This window comes from Bradyrhizobium sp. R2.2-H (assembly GCF_004346455.1).
GTDB classification, from domain to species: domain Bacteria; phylum Pseudomonadota; class Alphaproteobacteria; order Rhizobiales; family Xanthobacteraceae; genus Bradyrhizobium; species Bradyrhizobium diversitatis.
In genome coordinates, this window is the sequence record NZ_SMBR01000001.1 from 734,478 (window position 1) to 754,817 (window position 20,340).

Sequence of the window (20,340 nt, forward strand, 5' to 3'; positions counted from 1 at the left end):
CCGGGACACGAGAGCGAGATCACGCCATCCGCCACTCCGGCACGCCATCCGCGGCCATCGCGACCTCGCCGATTGAGCCGACCGGCGTGCGGTCCATGTCGAGCAGATGCGCGAGCGCCGCGCCGTCGGTCGCCGGAATCCGCGCCAGCGTGCGCCGGTCGTCTTCGGTGCGCAGCATCACCACGCCGTGCTCGACATCGCCGCTGCGGCCATAGAGCACCGTAAAGCTCTCGACCTTGCCTTTGCCTCCGGCCTCGGTGACGAACTCCGGCACCGCGCGCTTGTTGCGGTCAGCCTCCGTTTGCACGCTCGTCTCCTGGACCAGCGCCTCGCGCGGCGGGGTCTTCGACACCACCAAGGCATGATGCTTGGTGACGAAGCCGCCCTGGCCGTAGAGCAGGCCGAGCTCGGCGCCGCCGCGCAGGCGCCGCACCATCGCGCAGGCCGCATGCGTCATGTAGGTGTTGAGCGGCGCGCCGAAGAAGGTGAGGCCGCCGGTCACGGTCGGCTGCACGTCGTCGCCGAGCCCAAGCGTCCGCCGCGCCATCTTGGGCACGCAGGGGAAGCAGCTATAGAGCTCGATCGCATCGAACTTTCTGCCGTCGCCGCCGGAGAGGTCCATCACGGCGTTCAGCACCGCGTTCTGCGGATGGCTCTCGTAAAACTGGTCCCGCAGCAGATAGTCGCGCGGCTCCTCCGCCGAGGCGCCGCCGAGCGGGTAGACCAGCCTATCCTCGGGAATCCCCGCGGCGCGCGCCTTGGCAAGGCTGGTGAGCAGCAGCGCGCCGCCCATATTGACGCTCGGGTTGGCAACCATGAGCTTGTTGTAGGGCCATGCGATCAGGCGGTTGTCGGCGGTCGGCGTCGTGATCTCCTCGGGCGTATAGCACCGCTTCAGCCAGGCATTCGGATTGTGCGCGGCGGCTTCGGAATAACGCGACCACAGCACACCGGACTCGGCCATCGCCTCTCGCGGCGTCTGGCCCCAATGGGCAGAGGAGGCCGCCTCATAGAACGGATAGACCGTGACGGGACGGAACACGCCGAGCTTGACCGCCAGCGGCTTCTGGAACGCCGCGCCGCGCTTGGGTTCCTCGACGTCATGGGCGAACGGGGTCCATGGCAGATCGACGCTCGCACGCTCCGCCTTGGTCGCGGTCGACTGCGCCTCCGCGCCGCACACGGCCGCCACGGTGCATTCGCCGCGCGCAATGCGCTTTGCGGCCTCGTGGATGTAGCGGATCGGACTCTCGCCGCCGACCGGGCCGTAATAACAATGCGCGGGCGAGATGCCGAGACGCTGCGCCAAAAGCTGCTCGGGATCGCGATAGCGCCAGCTCAGGAAATTGACGACGTCGAGCGACTGCACCTCGCCGAGCAGTCTTGCGCCCGCATCGGCCTCGGCGCGCCGCAGCGCCTGTTCGAGCAGGTCGAGCGGCTCGAGGCCGTCGGTGATCTCCTTCGGTCGATCGACGATCTCGCCGATGCCGACGATGACGGGAATGCGGTCTTCGGAAACAGTCATTGTTCTTGCTTCTTTGCTCTTTCAGAAATCTCGACCTCATCCTGAGGAGCCTGCAAAGCAGGCGTCTCGAAGGATGGGCCGCGGGCTCTCATGGTTCGAGACGGCGCTTGCGCGCCTCCTCACCATGAGGGTCTACACCTACTCCGCCACCAGCGCATTCATGTGCTCGACGGCTTCCGCAAATTCTTCCTTGAATTCCTGCACCACCGCGCCTGCTGATTTCACGCTGTCGACAAGGCCGACGCCTTGGCCGACGAAGTAACTCACGAGATCGCGCGCCCTCGCATTCCCGCTCGCCGCCGCGCGGTCGATCGAATGGAAGGCGTCGCGGCTGATGATGCTTTGCATCGGCATCGGCAGCGCGCCGGGGCTTTCCGGCGCGCGATCCCAGGCATCGGTCCAGACCGAGCGGAGTTGCCGCGCCGGCTTGCCGGTGCGGCCCTTCGAGCGCACGGCGTCGCGCGAGGAGGCCGCGATCATCTTCTCGCGAAAGATCTCGGTGGTCTCGGCCTCGACGGTCGCAAGCCACACCGACCCGGTCCACGCGCCCGCCGCGCCCATCGCCATGCAGGCGGCCATCTGCCGTCCCGTCATGATGCCGCCGGCCGCGAGCACCGGCACGTCGCGGATCTTCCTGATCGCCTTGATCACCTCCGGCACCAGCACCATGGTCGAGACCTCGCCGCAATGGCCGCCGGCCTCGGTGCCCTGCACCACGAGGATGTCGACGCCGGCCGCGACCTGGCGCAGCGCGTGCTCCTTGGCGCCGACCAGTGCCGCAACGGGGACGCAGTGTTTCCTGCCCATCTCGATCATCGCCTTCGGCGGCACGCCCAGCGCGTTGGCGATCAGCCGGATCGGATGACGAAAAGAGACTTCGAGCAGCTCAAGCGCCGTCTTGGCATCGAACGGCTGCGGCTGGTCGTCCGCGACCTCCGTGGTGATCAGTTCGATGTCGTACTTCTTCAGGAGGTCGCGCGTATAGTTGCGATGCTCTTGCGGCACCCGCGCCTCCAGGCTCTTCCAGGTGACGTCCTTCTCGCCCGCGGTCGAGATGTTCTCGGGTATCAACACGTCGATGCCGTAGGGCTTGCCGTCGACATGCGCATCGATCCATGCCAGTTCGCGTTCGAGCGTCTCAGGCGTGTGCACGGTCGCGCCCAGCACGCCGAAGCCGCCGGCGCGGCTGACGGCGGCAACGACATCGCGGCAATGGCTGAAGGCGAGCAGCGGGAACTCGATACCCAGCATGTCGCAGATCGGCGATTTCATGGCTCTCTCCCGGCGGCTTTTGCGTTCGCGTTGCTTTCGCTCAGGAAGCAAAGTGACGCTAGCCGATCGACACGCGCGATGCCACGCCGGATTCGGCGATGCATCTTGCGTGTAGACGTTGCGCTGCTGCCTGCCCTCTGTCATCCCGGGCGGTCGCGAAGCGACGAGCCCGGAATCCATTTTTTCAGAGCATTCCTGGCGGCCCGATGGATTCCGGGCTCGCCCTGCGGGCGCCCCGGAATGACGGGGAGGGAGCTTGCCATGACGAAACGGTGAGATGCCCCGCCCGGCAATGCGTCTAGGAGGGCTTGCCATCGGCCGATCGCGGGCTAATTAATGCAGACGCATCCTTTTTCCCGGAGCCCCGCATGACCGATGCCCCCGCCTACGTGCCGCCCAAAGTCTGGACCTGGAACAAGGAGAACGGTGGGCAATTCGCCAGCATCAACCGCCCGATCGCCGGGCCCACTCACGAGAAGGAGCTGCCGGTCGGCAAGCACCCCTTGCAGCTCTATTCGCTGGCGACGCCGAACGGGGTGAAGGTGACGGTGATGCTGGAGGAGCTCCTGGCGCTCGGCCACAAGGGCGCTGAATACGACGCCTGGCTGATCAAGATCGGCAACGGCGATCAGTTCGGCAGCAGCTTCGTCGATATCAATCCGAACTCCAAAATTCCAGCGCTGATGGACCGCTCCGGACCCGAGCCGATCCGCGTGTTCGAGTCCGGCTCGATCCTGTTCTACCTCGCCGAGAAGTTCGGCGCCTTCCTGCCGAAGGACATCAAGACACGCACCGAGGCGATGTCCTGGCTGTTCTGGCAGATGGGCAGCGCGCCGTATCTCGGCGGCGGCTTCGGCCATTTCTATGCGTACGCGCCATTCAAGATCGAATACGCCATCGATCGTTTCGCGATGGAAGTCAAACGCCAGCTCGACGTGCTCGACCGCCGCCTCGCCGACAACGAATATCTCGCGGGCAAGGAATACACCATCGCCGACATGGCGGTGTGGCCCTGGTATGGCGCGCTCGCCAAGGGGCTGGTCTATGGCGCCGGCGAATTCCTTTCGGTGCAGGACTACAAGAACGTGCAGCGCTGGACCGACCAGATCGCCAAGCGTCCAGCCGTGAAGCGCGGCCGCATGGTCAACCGCATCTCCGGCGATCCCGCCAGCCAGCTCCACGAGCGGCACGACGCGAGCGATTTCGAGACCAGGACGCAGGACAAGCTCGCACCGGCGACGTAACTGCGTAGGGCGGATTAGCCGTAGGCGTAATCCGCCATTCTTCGTCCCGCATGTGTTCGGCGGATTACGCTTCGCTAATCCGCCCTACGGTCAATCCGGCAGCATCTCGCCGGAGCCGCCGAGCTCCGCCGGCAGGTCGGCATATTTCGGCAGGCCATCCCGGACCGACACCATCTTGCTCGCGTAGTTCGCGTGCAGGGTCGGCTGGTGCTGGTATCCCTTCAGCAGATTGGCGTAGACATCGATCAGCCGCATCCGCGGATGCTCGGTCATGACGTGGCCGCCGCAGCGCTTGCAGAACTTTCGATAGGAATGCTCGGTCTTGTTGAACGTCCCGAGCTCCGCCTCGCCCTTGGTGATGCGCACGCCGTCCGATTTCCACAGGCTGAACGCGTTGATCGGCGCCGCTGACCACGCCTGGCAGTCGGCGCAATGGCAATAGCCTGCAAACATCGGCTTGCCGGTCACCTCGACCTCCACGGTGCCGCAGAAGCAGCCGGCACGATAGCTCGGCTGCAGCTCGGCATGCGTGTCCCCGTCATCCACCAGGAGGTCGTTGTAGCCGGGATCTTTCCGCATGAAATTGCGGATGAAATCGCACTCGACCGAAAGCTTGCGTCGCTGCGCCCGTACCGCATCCAGCGTGGCGCGGCCGAGCTTCGAGCCGATGCCGCGGCCGCCCAGTTCCGGCGGCACCTCGGTGTGCACCAGCGTGATCGCACTGTCGGTCTTGCGGTACGTCACGAAGGCGATTGGTCCGTCGACGTCGAGCTCGAACCGGCTGCGTTCTTCGTTGTCGCGAAAAGCTTCCGGCATCATCTCGCTCCCGGGTTCGGTTATCTGGTCTTGGCGCCTTCGGCCGCCGGAAACACCACGCGATCATCGGTGCGGCAATAGCGGTCGGCGAACATGCGGCCGATCGGGTGATAGCGCTCCATGTGCACCCGCATCGCCTCGGGATCCCAGAGCTCGTCGCGGATGTGAAAGTGGATGCCTTCGCCCATGATCAGGCGGCGATCATCGTTGACGTCGATCAGCTTCCAGAGCTTGCACTCCATCGCCCATGGCGTGTCGGCGAGGCGCGGCACCGCGATGCTGGTGGATGGCGCCAGCTTCAGGCCGAGATAGTCGGGCTCGCCGATCTCGGGCGGAAAATCGCCGCTGCTCTCGTGCATCGCTTTCGCCAGCGGCTCGTCGGCGAGGTTGACCACGAACTCGCCGGTGCGCTGGATGTTGAGGAACGTGTCCTTGTCCTCGCCGTTCGGCTTGCGGTTCGCCGCGAACATGCAGAGCGGCGGATCCTCGCAGAAGGCGTTGAAGAAGCTGAACGGGGCGGCGTTGACCACGCCGGTCGGCCCGAGCGAGGTCACCCACGCGATCGGCCGCGGCAAGATGAAGGAGGTCAGCACCTTGTAGCGCTCGCGTGGCGTCAGGTCGCTGGCGGCGTAGTCCATGATGGCTCCAGGGGCTTGCTTTCTTCACCTCTCCCCCGCTTGCGGGGAGAGGTCGAATTCGATCGAAGATCGAATTCGGGTGAGGGGGTACAGGTGCCTCAGCGATCGCGAGTGCGGAGAGAGACCCCTCACCCAACCATCTCCCCGTAAGAACGGGGAGAGGGAGAGACCCTTACGCCATGCTCAGCTCGTGGCGGCCGACCACCATCCAGTGCACCTCGTCCGGGCCGTCGGCAAAGCGCAGGTGGCGCACGTCCTGATACATTTCGGCCAGCGGGGTCCAGTGCGAGATGCCGGTGGCGCCGTGCATCTGGATCGCCTGATCGATGATCTTGCAGGCGCGCTCCGGCACCATGGCCTTGACCATGGAGACCCAGACGCGGGCCTCCTTGTTGCCGAGCACGTCCATCGCCTTGGCGGCCTTCAGCACCATCAGCCGCATCGCCTCGATCTCGCAGCGCGCCTGCGCGATGATCTGCATGTTGCCGCCGAGATGGGCGATCTTCTTGCCGAAGGCCTCGCGGGTGAGGCCGCGCTGCACCATGAGGTCGAGCGCCTTCTCGGCCTTGCCGATGGTGCGCATGCAGTGATGGATGCGGCCCGGGCCGAGGCGGAGCTGCGAGATTTCGAAGCCGCGGCCTTCGCCGAGCAGGATGTTCTCCTTTGGCACGCGCACGTTGTTGAAACGCATGTGCATGTGGCCGCGCGGGGCATGGTCCTGGCCGAACACGTGCATGGGGCCGAGCACCTCGACGCCGGGCGTGTCGCGCGGCACCAGGATCTGCGACTGCTGCTTGCTCGGCGCCGCGTCGGGATTGGTCTTCACCATCACGATCAGGATCTTGCAGCGGGGATCGCCGACACCCGAGATGTAGTACTTCTCGCCGTTGATGACCCATTCGTCGCCGACGAGCTTGGCGGTGGTCGAGATGTTCTTGGCGTCGGAGGAGGCGACGTTCGGCTCGGTCATGACATAGGCCGAGCGGATCTCGCCGTTGAGCAGCGGTTTCAGCCATTTCTCCTTCTGCTCCTTGGTGCCGACGCGCTCCAGCACCTCCATGTTGCCGGTGTCGGGCGCGGAGCAGTTCATGGTCTCGGAGGCCAGCGGGCTCTTGCCGAGCTCGGCGGCGATATAGGCGTAGTCGAGGTTCTTCAGGCCCTGGCCGGTCTCGTCATCGGGCAGGAAGAAGTTCCAGAGACCTTCCTGCTTGGCCTTGTTCTTGGCCTTCTCCAGCACCTCGAGCTGCTTCGGCGTGAAGCTCCAGCGATCCTCCTTGCCTTCGCCCGCCTTGGCGAACTCGATCGACATCGGCTCGACGGTGTCGCGGATGAACTTCTTGACGTGGTCATAGAGCGGACGGACCTGGTCCGACATCCGGAGGTCGTTGAGCTCGTCGCCGGGATTGAGAGTGTAGTTGGTGGTGCGGGGAATGTAGGCGTGTTTTGTCATTGTTCCTCCCGGGGACGCTGAGATCGTTCTGGCGGCAGAATAGTGCCAGTGAGGCCAAAGTGCGAGCGCGCATTTGTTCGCGCCGAGCCGTGCCACGCGATGGAATATCGCGAGGTCGTTTGAAATGTTGTTTGAATGAGGCTGGAGAACTCTCTCCAGTGTCGTCCCGGACAAGCGAAGCGCAGATCCGGGACCCAGCCACAGGGAGACGTTTGGCGAAGACTCGGAGTGACCAACTTGTCCCATAACCGCTTCCTGGGGTTATGGGTCCCGGCGTTCGCCGGGACGACACCGAGTTTGGAGCCAGCTCAGTTCGGCATCCGGTGCATCGCGCAGATCTTGTTGCCGTCGAGGTCGCGCAGATAGGCGAGATAGAGCTTGCCGCCAGGGCCCTGACGCACCCCTGGCGGATCCTCGATGGATTTTGCGCCGGCTGCGACACCAGCCGCGTGCCAGGCGTCGACCTGCTCCGGGGAGCCGCAGGCAAAGCCGATCGTGCCGCCATTCGCGCAGGTCGCCGGTTCGCCGTTGATCGGCTTCGAGACCGAGAACACGCCGGTCTTGGTGATGTAGAAGATGCGATGGCCGTCGACCCTGGCTGGCCGGACCTCGAGCGTGCTCAGCAGATTGTCGTAGAACGTCTTGGCCTTGTCGAGGTCGTTGGTGCCGATCATGACGTGTGAGAACATTTGCCCATTCCCTCAGAGTTTGTTGCCCGGACGGAGCGTAGCGAAATCCGGGTCTGTTTTGCTTTGGCCGTCCCGGATCGCGCCTCGCTCCATCCGGCGGTACTCGAAAGATCAAAACGCCGTATAGCCGCCGTCGATCACGAACGTGTCCGCGGTGTGATAAGAAGAGGCCTTGCTCATCAGATACACTGCGATGCCGCCGAAATCGGACGCCTCGCCGAAGCGCCGCATCGGAATCCGCGGCATGACGTTGCCGACGAACTTGTCGTTGGCCATGAGCCCTGCCGTCATGTCGCTCTTGATCCATCCCGGCAGGATCGCATTCGCGGTGACTCCGTGGCGCGCCAGCTCGACGCCGAGCGCGCGCACCAGCGCGTTGATCGCCGCCTTGGTCGCCGCATAGTGCTCGTTGCGCGCGGTGCCGAAGATCGAGGCGAGGCTCGAGGTCGCGACGAGGCGGCCGAAGGGATCGCCGGCATTGGCGCGCTCGGTCATGTGTTTCGCCGCGGCCTGGAACGCGTGGAACACGCCGTCCAGATTGGTCGCGAACATCGTGCGCCATTCCTCCTCGGTGCGCTCGATGAAGGAGCGCCGGCCGCCGCCGCCGATGCCGGCATTGGCGAAGCAGCCGTCGACCCGGCCGAACGCATCGAGCGTCGCCTTCATCGCTGCGTTGACCGACGCGGGATCGGTGACGTCGCAGACGCGGGTGTCGACCTTGCCGGCAAGGCCGGCCAGGCTGGCGGCCGCAGCCTTGTTCTTGTCCGCATTGCGGCCCCAGATCGAGACGTTGCAGCCCTGGGCCGCGAGCGCCTGGGCGATGCCGAGCCCGATGCCGCCATTGCCGCCGGTGATCACGGCGACGCGGCCGGAGAGGTCGAAAAGGTTCATGCGCGTTTCCTGCTATTGGCAAGGTCTCGGCAAGTCATCCTGGCATGCTGCAGCATCAGCCGCTGCGCACAAGATTGCTTGCCATGCGCCGATCACCATGGACAAGGTCGCGACAAAAATCAAATATGCGCCCCGGCAAAAAGTAATTCCGGTCTGCGAAACTGTCGCAAGCCGCAACCGACGAGGAAACCATGCAGTTCAAACACGTCACGCTCGATTTCGATGGCGCGGTCGCAATCCTCAAGCTCGACCATCAGGAGGTGATGAACGCGGTCTCCGTCGACATGCTGGGTGGCCTTGCCGAGGCGCTCGATGCGATCGAGGAGAAGAGGGACGAGGTGCGCTGCGTGGTGCTGACCGGCGCGGGCCGCGCGTTCTGCACCGGTGCGAATCTGCAGGGCCGCAACAATCAGTCGAAGAAGACCAAGGCCGGCCTGACGCTGGAAACCGGCTTCCACCCTTTCCTGCGCCGCATCCGCAATCTGCATTGCCCGATCGTCACCGCGGTCAACGGTCCCGCCGCCGGCGCCGGCATGAGCTTCGCGCTGCTCGGCGACATGATCCTGTGCGCGCGCTCGTCATATTTCCTGCAGGCCTTCCGCCGCATCGGCCTCGTGCCGGATTGCGGCTCGACCTGGCTGCTGCCGCGGCTCGTCGGCCGCGCGCGTTCGATCGAATTGTCGCTGATGGGCGAGCGGCTTCCGGCCGAGAAGGCGCTGGAATGGGGGCTCGTCAACCGCGTCTATGACGACGGCGTGCTGATGGAGGAGGCGATGAAGCTCGCGCGCGATCTAGCGAGCGGCCCGACGGTGGCACTGTCGCTGATCCGCAAGCTCTATTGGGACAGTCCGGAAAATTCCTTCGAGGATCAGCTGAATCTCGAGTTCCAGTGCCAGCTCCGTGCCGGCGACACCCAGGACTTCCGGGAGGGCGTCGGCGCGTTCCTCGAGAAGCGGCCCGCGCAGTTCAAAGGCAAATGATCGAGGTCGAACTCTCTCGAAGCGTCGCGCGCTGGTGCAGCGGGGCGAGCGGCGTCACTGGAGCGGCCAAGCTGTCCGGCGGCGCCAGCCAGGAAACCTGGCGCTTCGACATCGTGCATCCCGATGGACCGATCGGCGCGATCCTCCGCCGCTCACCGAAGGGCTACGGCGCAGCACCGACGCGTGCGGCGGGTCTTGCCGCGGAAGCGCAGCTGATGCAGCTCGCCTACGAGGCCGGTGTGCCGTCACCGCGCGTGATGCATGTGCTGGTGCCGGAAGACGATCTCGGCACCGGCTTCATCATGCAGCGGGTCGAGGGCGAGACCATCGCGCGCAAGATTTTGCGCGACGACGAATACGCCACGGCGCGGCCGCTTCTGGCGCGGCAGATCGGCGGCATTCTTGCGGCCCTTCACAGGCTGCCGCAGGACAGATTGCCCGAACTGCGCATCCGGGGCGCGACCCAGGAAATCGCCGAATTCGAGCGCGACTATCGCAGCCTGAACTGGCCCAAGCCGGTGTTCGAGCTGGCGCTGCGCTGGCTGCGCGACCACGATCCCGGTCCCGCGCCCGAGACCACGCTGGTGCATGGCGATTTCCGCAACGGCAATCTCATCATCGGCGCCGAGGGCGTGCGCGCGGTGCTGGACTGGGAGCTCGCCCATCTCGGCGATCCCATGGAAGATCTCGGCTGGGTCTGTGTCAACTCGTGGCGCTTCGGGGAGATCGACAAGCCGGTCGGCGGTTTTGGCCCGCGCGAGGAGCTGTTCGCCGGCTATGAAGCGGCGGGCCGCAAGGTCGACGCAGCGCGCGTAAAATTCTGGGAAGTGATGGGCACCTTGCGCTGGGGCATCATGTGCGGCGGCATGATGCAGCGATTCCGCGAGGGACCCGACCATTCGATGGAACGGGCCATGATCGGCCGCCGCGCGAGTGAAACCGAGATCGATCTGTTGCGGCTCCTGGCGCCGCGCGGGAGCTGACACATGCAGGACGAGCCGACCCCGATCGAGCTGACCAAGTCCGTCGCCGATTTCCTCCGCAACGACATCAACCCGCTGATCTCCGGCCACCAAGCCTTCAAGCTGCGCGTCGCCGTCAACATCCTCGATCTCGTGACCCGGCAGCTGACGCGGGAGGAGGGGAGCGATGCCGCGGAAGTGGAGCGCCTGCGCGCGCTGCTTGGTGTTGATGGCTCGGTTACCGATCTCAACCGCGCGCTCGCCGAGCGCATCGCCAAGGGCGAGGTCGATCTCGCAACCCCAGGCCTCGCCGATCACCTCTGGGCGACCACGATGGACAAGCTAGCCGTCGATCAGCCGAACTATGCGTCCTATAAGCGTGAGCTATCGAGAGACAGGTAAACCTCTCCTCGTCATTGCGAGGAGCTCTTGCGACGAAACAATCCAGAATCTTTCCGCGGATGCAATTCTGGATTGCTTCGCTGCGCTCGCAATGACGGTGTTGAAGCAATCGCCCGCGCTCTCTGCCGTCATTCCGGGGCGACGCGTAGCGACGAACCCGGAATCCATTCATCCACGCGTTCTGGCGCCTGATGGATTCCGGGTTCGCGCCCAAGCGGGGCGCGCCCCGGAATGACCACGCAAAGCGGGGTCACTTCCCCACCCATTTCGGCGGCCGCTTCTCCGCAAACGCCTTCGGGCCCTCGATGTAGTCCTGCGAGGCGACCATCGCCTTCACCGCCGGATACTCGCGCTGCTCCTCGATCGCCTGTTCCAGCGACACGCCAAGCCCCTTCTGGATCGCCTGCTTCGAGGCCCGGATCGACATCGGCGAATTCTTAGCGATCATCTCGGCCCAGCGCAGCGCGCCCGCGAGTGCCTCGCCCTGCGGCACGACCTCGTTGACGAAGCCGAGCTCGAGCCCTTCCTTGGCGCTGACATGGCGCGCGGTCAGGATCATCCCCATCGCGCGCTTGAGCCCGATCTGCCGCGGCAGCCGGTGCAGGCCGCCGGCGAGGGCGGCGAGGCCGACGCGCGGCTCGGGCAGGGCGAAGGTCGCGTTCTCCGACGCAATGATCAGGTCGCACGCCAGCGCGATCTCGAAGCCGCCGCCCATCGCGACGCCATTGACCGCAGCGATGATCGGCTTGTCGCAGTCGAACCGCGAGGTCAGGCCGGCAAAGCCGCCCTTGTCCCAGCCGCGCTTGCCGCCGGCCGCCTGCCACTTCAGGTCGTTGCCGGCGCAGAATGCCTTGTCACCGGCGCCGGTGACGATCGCAATCCACTGTTCCGGATCTCCGGAGAAATCGTCGAACACCTTCTGAAGCTCGAAATGCGCATCGGTGTGCAGCGCGTTGTAGACCTCGGGCCGCGACAGCGTGACGATCGTGATCGGCCCCTTGCGTTCCACTTTCGAAAACTTCAGCTCCATGGTCGCTCCCCGCATTTTCTCGTCAAGGAATATTGGTGGCATAGTAGCGCGCGTCGGCGACGGAGCACCATCGAATTGCGCTGGCGTGCTTTGCGCAATCGTCACGCCTTGGCTTGCTTGACTTGAGCGCGCTCTTCTCCGCTTAATCGCGCGAAGGACTAACGCCCCTAGCGCCTTAACGCAAAACGATAAAATCATTCCGGGAGAGAACCCTTGGATTTCTCACTGCCTGCCGATCTCGTCGCCTATCTCGGAGAGCTCGACCGTTTCATCGAACGCGAGATCAAGCCGCTGGAGGAGGCCGACGACAACATCCGCTTCTTCGACCACCGCCGCGAATGGGCACGTACCGATTTCGAGAACGGCGGTCTGCCGCGCCACGAATGGGAAACGCTGCTGCGCCAGGCCAAGGATCTCGCCGACGCTGCCGGCCATCTGCGTTTTCCGGTGCCGAAGCAATATGGCGGCAAGGACGGGTCCAACCTCTGGATGGCCGTGATCCGCGAGCACTTCGCAGCGAAGGGGCTTGGCCTCCACAACGATCTCCAGAACGAGCACTCGATCGTCGGCAACTTCCCCGTCGTCACCATGCTCGACCGCTACGGCCGCGACGACCAGAAGGCGATGATCGACGGCTCGATCAGGGGCAAGTACCGCATCACGTTCGGCCTGACCGAGCCGCATCACGGCTCGGATGCCACCCACATGGAAACGCGCGCGGTGCCTGCGACCCGCGACAACGTCAAGGGCTGGATCATCAACGGCGAGAAGATGTGGACCACCGGCATGCATGTCGCCACCCACTGCGCGCTGTTCGCGCGCACGTCGGGCAACGACGGCGATGCGCGAGGGATCACCTGCTTCCTGGTGCCGGCCAAGAGCTATGGCGTCAAGGTCGAGGAATACATGTGGACCTTCAACATGCCGACCGATCATCCCCGCGTCAGCTTCACCGACGTGTTCGTGCCCGAAGATGCGCTGTTCGGAGAGGTCGGTCGCGGCCTGTCGCTGGCGCAGTGCTTCGTGCACCAAAACCGCATCCGGCAGGCGGCGAGCTCGCTGGGCGCTGCGGTCTACTGCATCAACGAGAGCGTCAAATATGCCCGCGAGCGCAAGCCGTTCGGCCGGGCGCTCGCCGAGAACCAGGCGATCCAGTTTCCGCTGGTCGAACTCGCCACCCAGGCCGAGATGCTGCGCCTGTTGATCCGCAAGACCGCCTGGGAGATGGACCAGCTCACCGAGGAACAGATCGAGCGCACGCTCTCCGATCGCGTCTCGATGTGCAACTATTGGGCAAATCGCCTCTGCTGCGAATCCGCCGACCGCGCCATGCAGGTCCATGGCGGCATGGGCTATTCACGCCACAAGCCGTTCGAGCACATCTACCGCCACCACCGCCGCTACCGCATCACCGAAGGCAGCGAGGAGATCCAGATGCGGAAAGTGGCGGGGTTCCTGTTCGGCTATATGGGGCCGGGGAAGCATTGAGTCGTTACCGCGCGTTATCTCTCCCGAGTCGTCCCCGCCTAGTGCGCAATTGCGCACGGGGGCGGGGACCCATAACCCCAGGGAGAAGTGTGGCGCGGGAAAGCAACTCCGTGTCGTCGCCAAACTCTACCCTGTGGATATGGGTCCCGGGCTCGCGCTACGCGCGCCCCGGGACGACGAAATGGATAGACCGCGGATCAATTCACCCTTCGATCCTTCCCCGCCCAATAGGGCTCCCGCAATTGCCGCCGCAGGATCTTGCCCGATGGATTGCGCGGCAGCGCCGGCAGGAATTCCACGCTCTTCGGCGTCTTGTAGCCGGCGATACGCTCGCGCGCGAAGTTGATGATGTCGGTGGCGGTCGCCTGCTTGCCCGGTTTCATCACCACCACCGCCTTCACCGCCTCGCCCCATTTGTCGTCGGGCACGCCGATCACGGCGGCCTCGGCGACATCAGGATGATCGCACAGCGCGCTCTCGACCTCGGCCGGGTAGATGTTCTCGCCGCCGGAGATGATCATGTCCTTGATGCGGTCGTGGATGTAGAGATAGCCGTCCTCGTCCATGTAGCCGGCGTCGCCCGTGCGCAGCCAGCCGTCGCTGCGCAGCGTCGCAGCGGTGGCTTCAGGCAAGTTCCAGTAGCCGGCCATGTTCGAGCCCGAACGCGTCACGATCTCGCCGACCTGGCGCGGCGGCAGCGGCTTGCCGTCCGGATCCAGGATCGCGATCTCGACGCCCGGTAGCGCCTTGCCCGCCGAGCGCATCCGTTCGAGTCCCTCGACGTGATCCTCCGGCGGCAGCGCGACGATGGTGCCGGTGGTCTCGGTCATGCCGTACATCTGCACGAAGCCGCATTTGAAGACGTCGATGCACTCCTTCAGCAGCGCCGCCGGAATCGGGGAAGCGCCGTAGAGCATGTATTTCAACCGCGAGAAATCGACCGTCCTGGCGCGCGGCTGCCGCACAACGAACTGCATCGCCGCCGGCACCATGAACAGCTTCGTGATGCCCAACTGCTCGAAGAAGTCCAGAACCTTGGTCGGATCGAATTCGCGCGCGATCACGCCGCGGGCGCCATGATAGAGCCCCATCACACCCCAGCCGGAGCCGCCGATGTGGAAGATCGGCATCGCGACCAGCGAGACGTCATCGGTCGACCACCGGTTCCATTCCGGCTTGTCCTCGGCATTGCCTGTCTGCACCAAGTTGAGGAAGTTCGCGTGGCTCAGCATCGCGCCCTTCGGCTTGCCTGTCGTGCCCGAGGTGTAGAGCTGGATCGCGATGTCCCTGGTGTCGATCGGCACTTTCGGGTCGTCGCCACTCTGTGCATCGCGCCAGGCCGTAAAGTCCGGCCACTCCGGTGCGCCGCCTTCGGTGGTGATGACGGTGCGCACGCCGGGCAGCCGGTCCCTGATCTGGCGGACCTGTGTGATGAACTCCGGCCCGACGAAAAGCAGCGCCGCTTTGCAGTCTTCGACGATGAAGGCGACTTCGGGCCCCGCGAGCCGCCAGTTCACCGGCGCCATCACGACGCCGGCTTTCATCGCGCCCATCAGCAGCTCGAAATAGAGATCGCTGTTCTTGCCGAGATAGGCGATACGGTCGCCCTTCTTCAGGCCCATCTCGATCAGGGCGTTGGCGACCTTGTTGGTCTTGATGTCGAACTCTGCAAAGCTGGTGCGGCGGCTCTCGAATTCATAGGCGATGGCGTTGCCGCGGCTCTTCGCGCGCTCGCGCACCATGTCGGCGAGGTTCGCCAATGGCTGTGTGGACATGTTTCTCCCGTGACGTCTTGTTCTTATGCCTGGGAGTGTGGCGTCATCTGCCAGTAAAGACAATACGCGAGAAGGCAAGCTGTCGTCCCGGACAAGCGCGCCATAGGCGCGCGCAGATCCGGGACCCATAATCACAGGAAGTGGTTTGGCGAAGACTCGGAGTTACCGACTCGCGCGACATTGTTCCCTGTGGTTATGGGTCCCCGCGTTCGCGGGGACGACAGGTGAGGGCGGGGCGAAAGACCTAGCCCCTTACATATGCGCGCACTCGCAACGCGTCCTCACCCCCGCTTCGCCCGGTCCTTCTCGTTCTGCGCCATGATGCTCTCGCGCGCGGTCTTCCAGTCGTCGTCGCTCCAGTCGCGGAGCTGATAGAAATTGCCGCCCATGGCGAGGGCCTGCGCGCCGTCCATCGCGATGGTCTCGCCGTTGATCCAGTCGCAGCCGCCGGAGATCAGGAACACGGCGACGTTCTGCAGTTCCTCCATGGTGCCGACGCGGCCCATCGGGTTCATCGCCTTGGTACGCGCGCCGGCCTCGTCACCGGGCTTGATGCGCTTGCTCATGCCTTCGGTCGGGATCTCGCCCGGGGCGATGGTGTTGAGGCGGATGCCGTAGCGGCCCCATTCGGTCGCCAGCGACATCGTCATGGCGTGGATCGCCGACTTGCTCATTGCCGACGGCACCACGTAAGGCGAGCCGTTGCGCACCCAGGTCGTGGTGATCGAGACGACGTTGCCGGGCTGCTTCAAGGCGATCCAGCGCTTGCCGACCGCATGTGTCACGTAGAAGGTGCCGTGCATGACGATGTTGGCGACGGCATCGAAGCCGCGCGGCGACAGTTCCTCGGTGCGCGAGATGAAATTGCCGGCGGCGTTGTTGATGAGGTCGGTCAGCGGAGCCTCGCGGAAGATGTTCTCCACCATCTCCTCGACCGCGAGCGCGTTGCGGATGTCGACGCCGTGGCTGGTGACGCGGCCGCCATGGCGATCCATCAGCTCGGTCGCGGTCTCGTCGCAGACGATCTTACGTCGGCCGCAAATGTGCACGTCGGCGCCGAGCTGGAGGAAGCGCGCCGCCATCGACTTGCCGAGACCTGTGCCGCCGCCGGTCACGAGAATGCTCCGGCCGGCGAGAAGATTTTCCTTGAACATGGCTGTTTCCCCCGTAGGGATTGTCAGTTAATTGGTCGATTGACTAAATCCGGCCGCCAGCGTCCTGTAAAGCGGCACTGAACAAGAACAGGGGAGAATTCGTCCATGGAAGAGCGCGTCTCGATCTCGATCTCGGAAGGCGTCGCCGACGTGCGGCTGGTACGCGCGGACAAGATGAATGCGCTCGATCAGGCGATGTTCGAGGCCCTTGTCGCCGCAACCGAGCGGCTTTCCAGGGAGAAAGGCCTGCGCGCCGTCGTGCTGTCGGGTGAAGGACGCGCCTTCTGCGCCGGGCTCGACATGGGGCGTTTTGCCGCCATGAAGGAGAAGGGCGGCAACGGAATTCCGGGTGGCGAAAATCGCGATCTCACCAAGCGCACGCACGGCCAGGCGAACTTTCCGCAAGCTGCGGTGTGGGGCTGGCGCCAGCTTCCGGTACCCGTGATCGCGGCCGTGCACGGCGTTGCGTTCGGCGGCGGTTTCCAGCTCTCGCTCGGTGCCGACATGCGCTTTCTCTCGGCGGATGCGCGGATGTCGATCATGGAGATCAAATGGGGCCTCGTGCCGGACATGGCCGGCACGCCGATCCTGGCCTCGCTCGTGCGCGACGACATCCTGCGCGATCTCACCTACACAGGGCGCATCTTCTCGGCACAGGAAGCCATGACATACGGCCTCGCCACGCGCATCTGCGACGACCCGCGCGCGAGCGCCCTCGAAGCCGCGCGCGAGATCGCCGGCAAGAGCCCCGATGCGATCCGCGCGGCAAAGCGCCTGCTCAACAATCTCGCGGTCGATCCCGGCCCGGCGCTGCTTGCCGAGTCCGTCGAGCAGCAGAAGCTGATCGGCAGCGCCAACCAAACCGAAGCGGTCCGCGCCAACTTGGAGAAGCGCGCGCCGAAGTTCGCGGATTAGCTTTCCGTCATTCCGGGGCGATGCGAAGCATCGAGCTCGGAATCCATAACCACGATCGGGAGTATGGATTCCGGGCCTGCGCCTTTGGCGCATCCCGGAATGACGACGGTAGGTTTGGCCGCATTCTCGAACCCGACGAAAGATCGGAAAAGCAACAATGAGCGAAACGCCCCAATTCCTCGGCATCGTCTCCGGCGAGCGCCGTCGTGCCCATGCCGAGGTCGCAGACCGTAGCGACCGCATCGCCTCCGGCCTCGCCAAGCTCGGCGTCAAGCCTGGCGATTGCGTCTGCATGCTGATGCGTAACGACATCGCCTTCCTCGAAGCCGCCTACGCCGCGATGCGGCTCGGCGCCTATGGCGTGCCGATCAACTGGCACTTCAAGCCGGAGGAGATCACCTACATCCTCGGCGACACCGGCACTTCCGTGCTGATCGGACATGCCGACATGCTGCATGCCTTGCGCGATGCGATACCGAAGGGCGTCACCGTGCTCAGCGTGCCGACGCCGCCGGAAATCCTCTCCAACTACAAGATCGATCCAGATCATCTGACGACGCCCGATTTCGCGATCGATTTTGAGACGTGGCTCGCGCAGCACCGGCCCTATGACGGCCCGATCGTGCCGCAGCCCATGAACATGATCTACACGTCGGGCACGACAGGCCATCCCAAGGGCGTGCGGCGCAACGCGCCGACGCCGGAGCAGGCCGCGGCCGGCGAGCGCATGCGCGCGATGATCTACGGGCTCAAGCCCGGCGCCCGCGCGCTGCTGCCGGGCCCGCTCTATCACTCGGCGCCGAACTCCTTCGGCATCCGTGCCGGCAAGCTCGGCGGCGCGCTGGTGCTGATGCCGCGCTTCGAAGCCGAGGAGTTCCTGGAACTGATCGAGCGCTATGAGATCGACACCATCTTCATGGTGCCGACCATGTTCATCCGCCTGATGAAGCTGCCCGAGCCGGTGCGCAGAAAGTACGACGTCTCCTCGCTGCGCCACGTCATCCACGCCGCCGCGCCATGCCCGGCAGACGTCAAGCGCGCCATGATCGAATGGTGGGGACCGGTGATCTACGAGTTCTACGGCTCGACCGAATCCAGCGCCGTCACCTTCGCGACGTCGGAGGACGCGCTGAAGAAGCCCGGTACCGTCGGCAGGATTTCGCCGGGCGCCGAATTGCGGTTCATCGGCGAGGACGGCCGCGTGCTTGGCGTCGGCGAGATCGGCGAGATCTATTCCCGCATGGCCGAGATGGCCGATTTCACCTATCACAACAAGCCGGAGAAGCGCGCCGAGATCGACCGCGACGGCTTCATCACCTCCGGCGACGTCGGTTACATCGACGAGGACGGCTACGTCTTCATCTGCGACCGCAAGCGCGACATGGTGATCTCGGGTGGCGTCAACATCTACCCGGCCGAGATCGAGTCCGTGCTGCATGCCGTGCCCGGCGTGCATGATTGCGCCGTGTTCGGCATCCCCGACGCTGAATTCGGTGAGGCGCTGATGGCGGTGGTCGAGCCGCAGGCCGGTGTCACGCTCGATGAAGCCGGAGTCCGCGCCGCGTTGAAGGCGCATCTGGCCGACTACAAGGTCCCCAGGCACATCGAGATCCGCTCCGGGCTGCCGCGCGAAGATTCCGGCAAGATCTTCAAGCGCCGCCTTCGCGATCCCTATTGGGAGCAGGTGGGCCGGAAGATCTGACGTTGCGTAGCCCGGATGAGCGAAGCGATATCCGGGACAGTGCGAGTTAAGGCCCCGGATGGCGCTTCGCTCATCCGGGCTACAAGAACCGATGAGGAGGGGCTCCCATGACCGACGCCGCCAACGAAGTCCTCTACGCAGTCGCCGACCACATCGCGACCATCACGCTGAACGCGCCGGAGCGCATGAACACGATCTCCGGGCCGATGCTGAACGATCTCGCCCGTCTGCTGACCGAGGCCAATGAGGACAGGAATGTCCGCGTCGTGATCCTCACCGGCAAGGGCAAGGCGTTCTGCGCCGGCCTCGACCTGCGCAAGGAGCGCGACGGAAACGGCCTCAGCGCGGCGTCCTCCCCGACCACGATCAACCTCCGCAACACCCCGCCGACGGTCCTGCATGCGATGGACAAGCCGACCATCTGCGCCGTCAACGGCGGCGCGGCTGGGTACGGTATGGATACTGCGCTGGGCTGCGACATCCGCATCATGGCTGAGTCCGCAAAGCTCGCCGCAGCCTTCGTCAAGCGCGGCGTGGTGCCGGAGTCCGGCGGCACCTGGCTGTTGCCGCGCATGCTCGGCTGGGCCAAGGCCTCCGAGCTGATCTTCACGGGCCGCACGCTTGGCGCCCGCGAGTGCCTGGAATGGGGCCTCGCCAACGAGGTGGTGCCGGATGCCGAGCTGATGAGCCGTGCCACGGCGATCGCCCGCGAGATCGCCGCCAACGCGCCGCTCGCGGTGCAGGCCTCCAAGCGCATGATGCGGATGGGCCTGAACGAAAACTTCCCCGACCACGTTCATCATGTCTATCTGCAGCTCCTGCCGCTGTTCAAGACTGAGGACATGGCCGAGGGCATCAAGGCCTTCATGGAGAAGCGCGATCCGAAATTCCAGGGGCGGTAGCGGGTTGTGCCTGGCGGGTCGTCTTAGCAGCGACAGATTTCGTGCCTATATGAGCGGGGTCATTGACCTCTGGATCATCCCATGACCCCCGTTTCCATGCTGCTCAACATCCTCTGGATCCTGATCGGCGGCGCCTGGATGGCGTTCGGCTGGCTGGTGGCTGCCATCATCATGGCCATCACCATCATCGGCCTGCCCTGGGCGCGGGCGGCGTTCAACATCGCCGTCTACACGCTGCTGCCGTTCGGCTCGCGCGCGGTCAATCGCTATGACGTCACCGGTGTCGAGGATATAGGCACCGGCCCGCTCGGGGTGATCGGCAACATCATCTGGTTCGTGCTCGCCGGCTGGTGGCTGGCGCTCGGCCACGTCCTGACCGCGCTGGTCCTCGCGATCACCATCATCGGCATCCCCTTCGCCTGGGCCCATCTCAAGCTCGCGGGCATCGCGCTCTGGCCGATCGGCAAGGTGATCGTGCCGGCTTGAGGCGCGCGGACGCGTCTAT

General features: G+C 64.9%; 19 protein-coding genes and 1 pseudogene. 9 read left to right on the forward strand and 11 right to left on the reverse strand.

Annotated elements, in window-relative coordinates:
* Positions 1–19 precede the first annotated feature (19 nt).
* Positions 20–1,525 (reverse strand): acetyl-CoA acetyltransferase, encoded by a 1,506-nt coding sequence (locus tag EDE08_RS03505; protein ID WP_131867183.1) that lies wholly within the window; start codon positions 1,523–1,525, stop codon positions 20–22.
* Positions 1,526–1,663: 138 nt separating this feature from the next.
* Complete coding sequence (locus EDE08_RS03510; protein WP_131867185.1) at positions 1,664–2,797, reverse strand: nitronate monooxygenase; 1,134 nt, start codon at positions 2,795–2,797, stop codon at positions 1,664–1,666.
* 368 nt (positions 2,798–3,165) lie between these two features.
* Here EDE08_RS03510 and yghU point away from each other — a divergent pair, with 368 nt between their 5' ends.
* On the forward strand, positions 3,166–4,041 hold the full coding sequence (yghU, locus tag EDE08_RS03515) for a glutathione-dependent disulfide-bond oxidoreductase (protein WP_131867187.1): 876 nt from the start codon (positions 3,166–3,168) through the stop codon (positions 4,039–4,041).
* Between the two features lie 90 nt (positions 4,042–4,131).
* On the opposite strand, the gene EDE08_RS03520 is transcribed toward yghU, so the two are convergent.
* From EDE08_RS03520 to EDE08_RS03540, 6 genes and pseudogenes are all read right to left on the reverse strand, one after another.
* Complete coding sequence (locus EDE08_RS03520; RefSeq protein WP_502700567.1) at positions 4,132–4,560, reverse strand: GFA family protein; 429 nt, start codon at positions 4,558–4,560, stop codon at positions 4,132–4,134.
* 42 nt (positions 4,561–4,602) lie between these two features.
* Positions 4,603–4,860, reverse strand: a pseudogene (locus tag EDE08_RS38960) (GNAT family N-acetyltransferase); the annotation flags it as partial.
* 17 nt (positions 4,861–4,877) lie between these two features.
* The gene (locus EDE08_RS03525) at positions 4,878–5,495 is read right to left on the reverse strand and encodes a flavin reductase family protein (protein WP_131867191.1); all 618 of its coding nucleotides are present in this window, start codon (positions 5,493–5,495) and stop codon (positions 4,878–4,880) included.
* A gap of 172 nt (positions 5,496–5,667) precedes the next feature.
* Entirely contained in the window at positions 5,668–6,945 is a 1,278-nt protein-coding gene (locus EDE08_RS03530) for an acyl-CoA dehydrogenase family protein (RefSeq protein WP_131867193.1), read from the reverse strand.
* 308 nt (positions 6,946–7,253) lie between these two features.
* Positions 7,254–7,634, reverse strand: coding sequence for a VOC family protein (locus tag EDE08_RS03535; protein WP_131867195.1), 381 nt, complete (start codon positions 7,632–7,634; stop codon positions 7,254–7,256).
* Between the two features lie 111 nt (positions 7,635–7,745).
* Complete coding sequence (locus EDE08_RS03540) at positions 7,746–8,525, reverse strand: SDR family NAD(P)-dependent oxidoreductase (RefSeq protein WP_131867197.1); 780 nt, start codon at positions 8,523–8,525, stop codon at positions 7,746–7,748.
* Between the two features lie 191 nt (positions 8,526–8,716).
* Here EDE08_RS03540 and EDE08_RS03545 point away from each other — a divergent pair, with 191 nt between their 5' ends.
* From EDE08_RS03545 to EDE08_RS03555, 3 genes are read left to right on the forward strand one after another with little or no spacing between them, the layout of a single operon-like run.
* Entirely contained in the window at positions 8,717–9,505 is a 789-nt protein-coding gene (locus tag EDE08_RS03545; RefSeq protein WP_131867199.1) for an enoyl-CoA hydratase/isomerase, read from the forward strand.
* Positions 9,502–10,488 (forward strand): phosphotransferase family protein, encoded by a 987-nt coding sequence (locus tag EDE08_RS03550; protein ID WP_131867201.1) that lies wholly within the window; start codon positions 9,502–9,504, stop codon positions 10,486–10,488. The genes EDE08_RS03545 and EDE08_RS03550 overlap by 4 nt, the downstream gene beginning before the upstream one ends.
* Positions 10,489–10,491: 3 nt before the next feature.
* Positions 10,492–10,869, forward strand: a complete 378-nt coding sequence (locus tag EDE08_RS03555) for a DUF6285 domain-containing protein (protein WP_131867203.1) — start codon at positions 10,492–10,494, stop codon at positions 10,867–10,869.
* A 250-nt stretch (positions 10,870–11,119) separates the two neighbouring features.
* Here the strand turns inward: EDE08_RS03555 and EDE08_RS03565 are convergent, their stop codons facing one another.
* Complete coding sequence (locus tag EDE08_RS03565; RefSeq protein ID WP_131867207.1) at positions 11,120–11,899, reverse strand: enoyl-CoA hydratase-related protein; 780 nt, start codon at positions 11,897–11,899, stop codon at positions 11,120–11,122.
* Between the two features lie 213 nt (positions 11,900–12,112).
* On the opposite strand from EDE08_RS03565, the gene EDE08_RS03570 reads away from it, so the two are divergent.
* Positions 12,113–13,387: an acyl-CoA dehydrogenase family protein gene (locus EDE08_RS03570; protein ID WP_131867209.1), complete on the forward strand. Its 1,275-nt coding sequence runs from the start codon at positions 12,113–12,115 to the stop codon at positions 13,385–13,387.
* 197 nt (positions 13,388–13,584) lie between these two features.
* Here EDE08_RS03570 and EDE08_RS03575 read toward each other — a convergent pair whose 3' ends face one another.
* Positions 13,585–15,162 carry a fatty acid--CoA ligase gene (locus EDE08_RS03575; protein ID WP_131867211.1) on the reverse strand — a complete coding sequence of 526 codons (1,578 nt, stop codon included), beginning with the start codon at positions 15,160–15,162 and terminating at the stop codon, positions 13,585–13,587.
* A gap of 281 nt (positions 15,163–15,443) precedes the next feature.
* Positions 15,444–16,316: an SDR family oxidoreductase gene (locus tag EDE08_RS03580; protein ID WP_131867213.1), complete on the reverse strand. Its 873-nt coding sequence runs from the start codon at positions 16,314–16,316 to the stop codon at positions 15,444–15,446.
* A gap of 105 nt (positions 16,317–16,421) precedes the next feature.
* On the opposite strand from EDE08_RS03580, the gene EDE08_RS03585 reads away from it, so the two are divergent.
* From EDE08_RS03585 to EDE08_RS03600, 4 genes are all read left to right on the forward strand, one after another.
* Positions 16,422–17,231, forward strand: a complete 810-nt coding sequence (locus tag EDE08_RS03585; protein WP_131867215.1) for a crotonase/enoyl-CoA hydratase family protein — start codon at positions 16,422–16,424, stop codon at positions 17,229–17,231.
* Between the two features lie 157 nt (positions 17,232–17,388).
* Positions 17,389–18,933, forward strand: a complete 1,545-nt coding sequence (locus tag EDE08_RS03590) for an acyl-CoA synthetase (protein WP_131867217.1) — start codon at positions 17,389–17,391, stop codon at positions 18,931–18,933.
* A gap of 107 nt (positions 18,934–19,040) precedes the next feature.
* Positions 19,041–19,835, forward strand: coding sequence for an enoyl-CoA hydratase/isomerase family protein (locus EDE08_RS03595; RefSeq protein WP_131867219.1), 795 nt, complete (start codon positions 19,041–19,043; stop codon positions 19,833–19,835).
* A gap of 81 nt (positions 19,836–19,916) precedes the next feature.
* Positions 19,917–20,321 (forward strand): YccF domain-containing protein, encoded by a 405-nt coding sequence (locus tag EDE08_RS03600; protein WP_131867221.1) that lies wholly within the window; start codon positions 19,917–19,919, stop codon positions 20,319–20,321.
* The last annotated feature ends 19 nt before the right edge of the window (positions 20,322–20,340 follow it).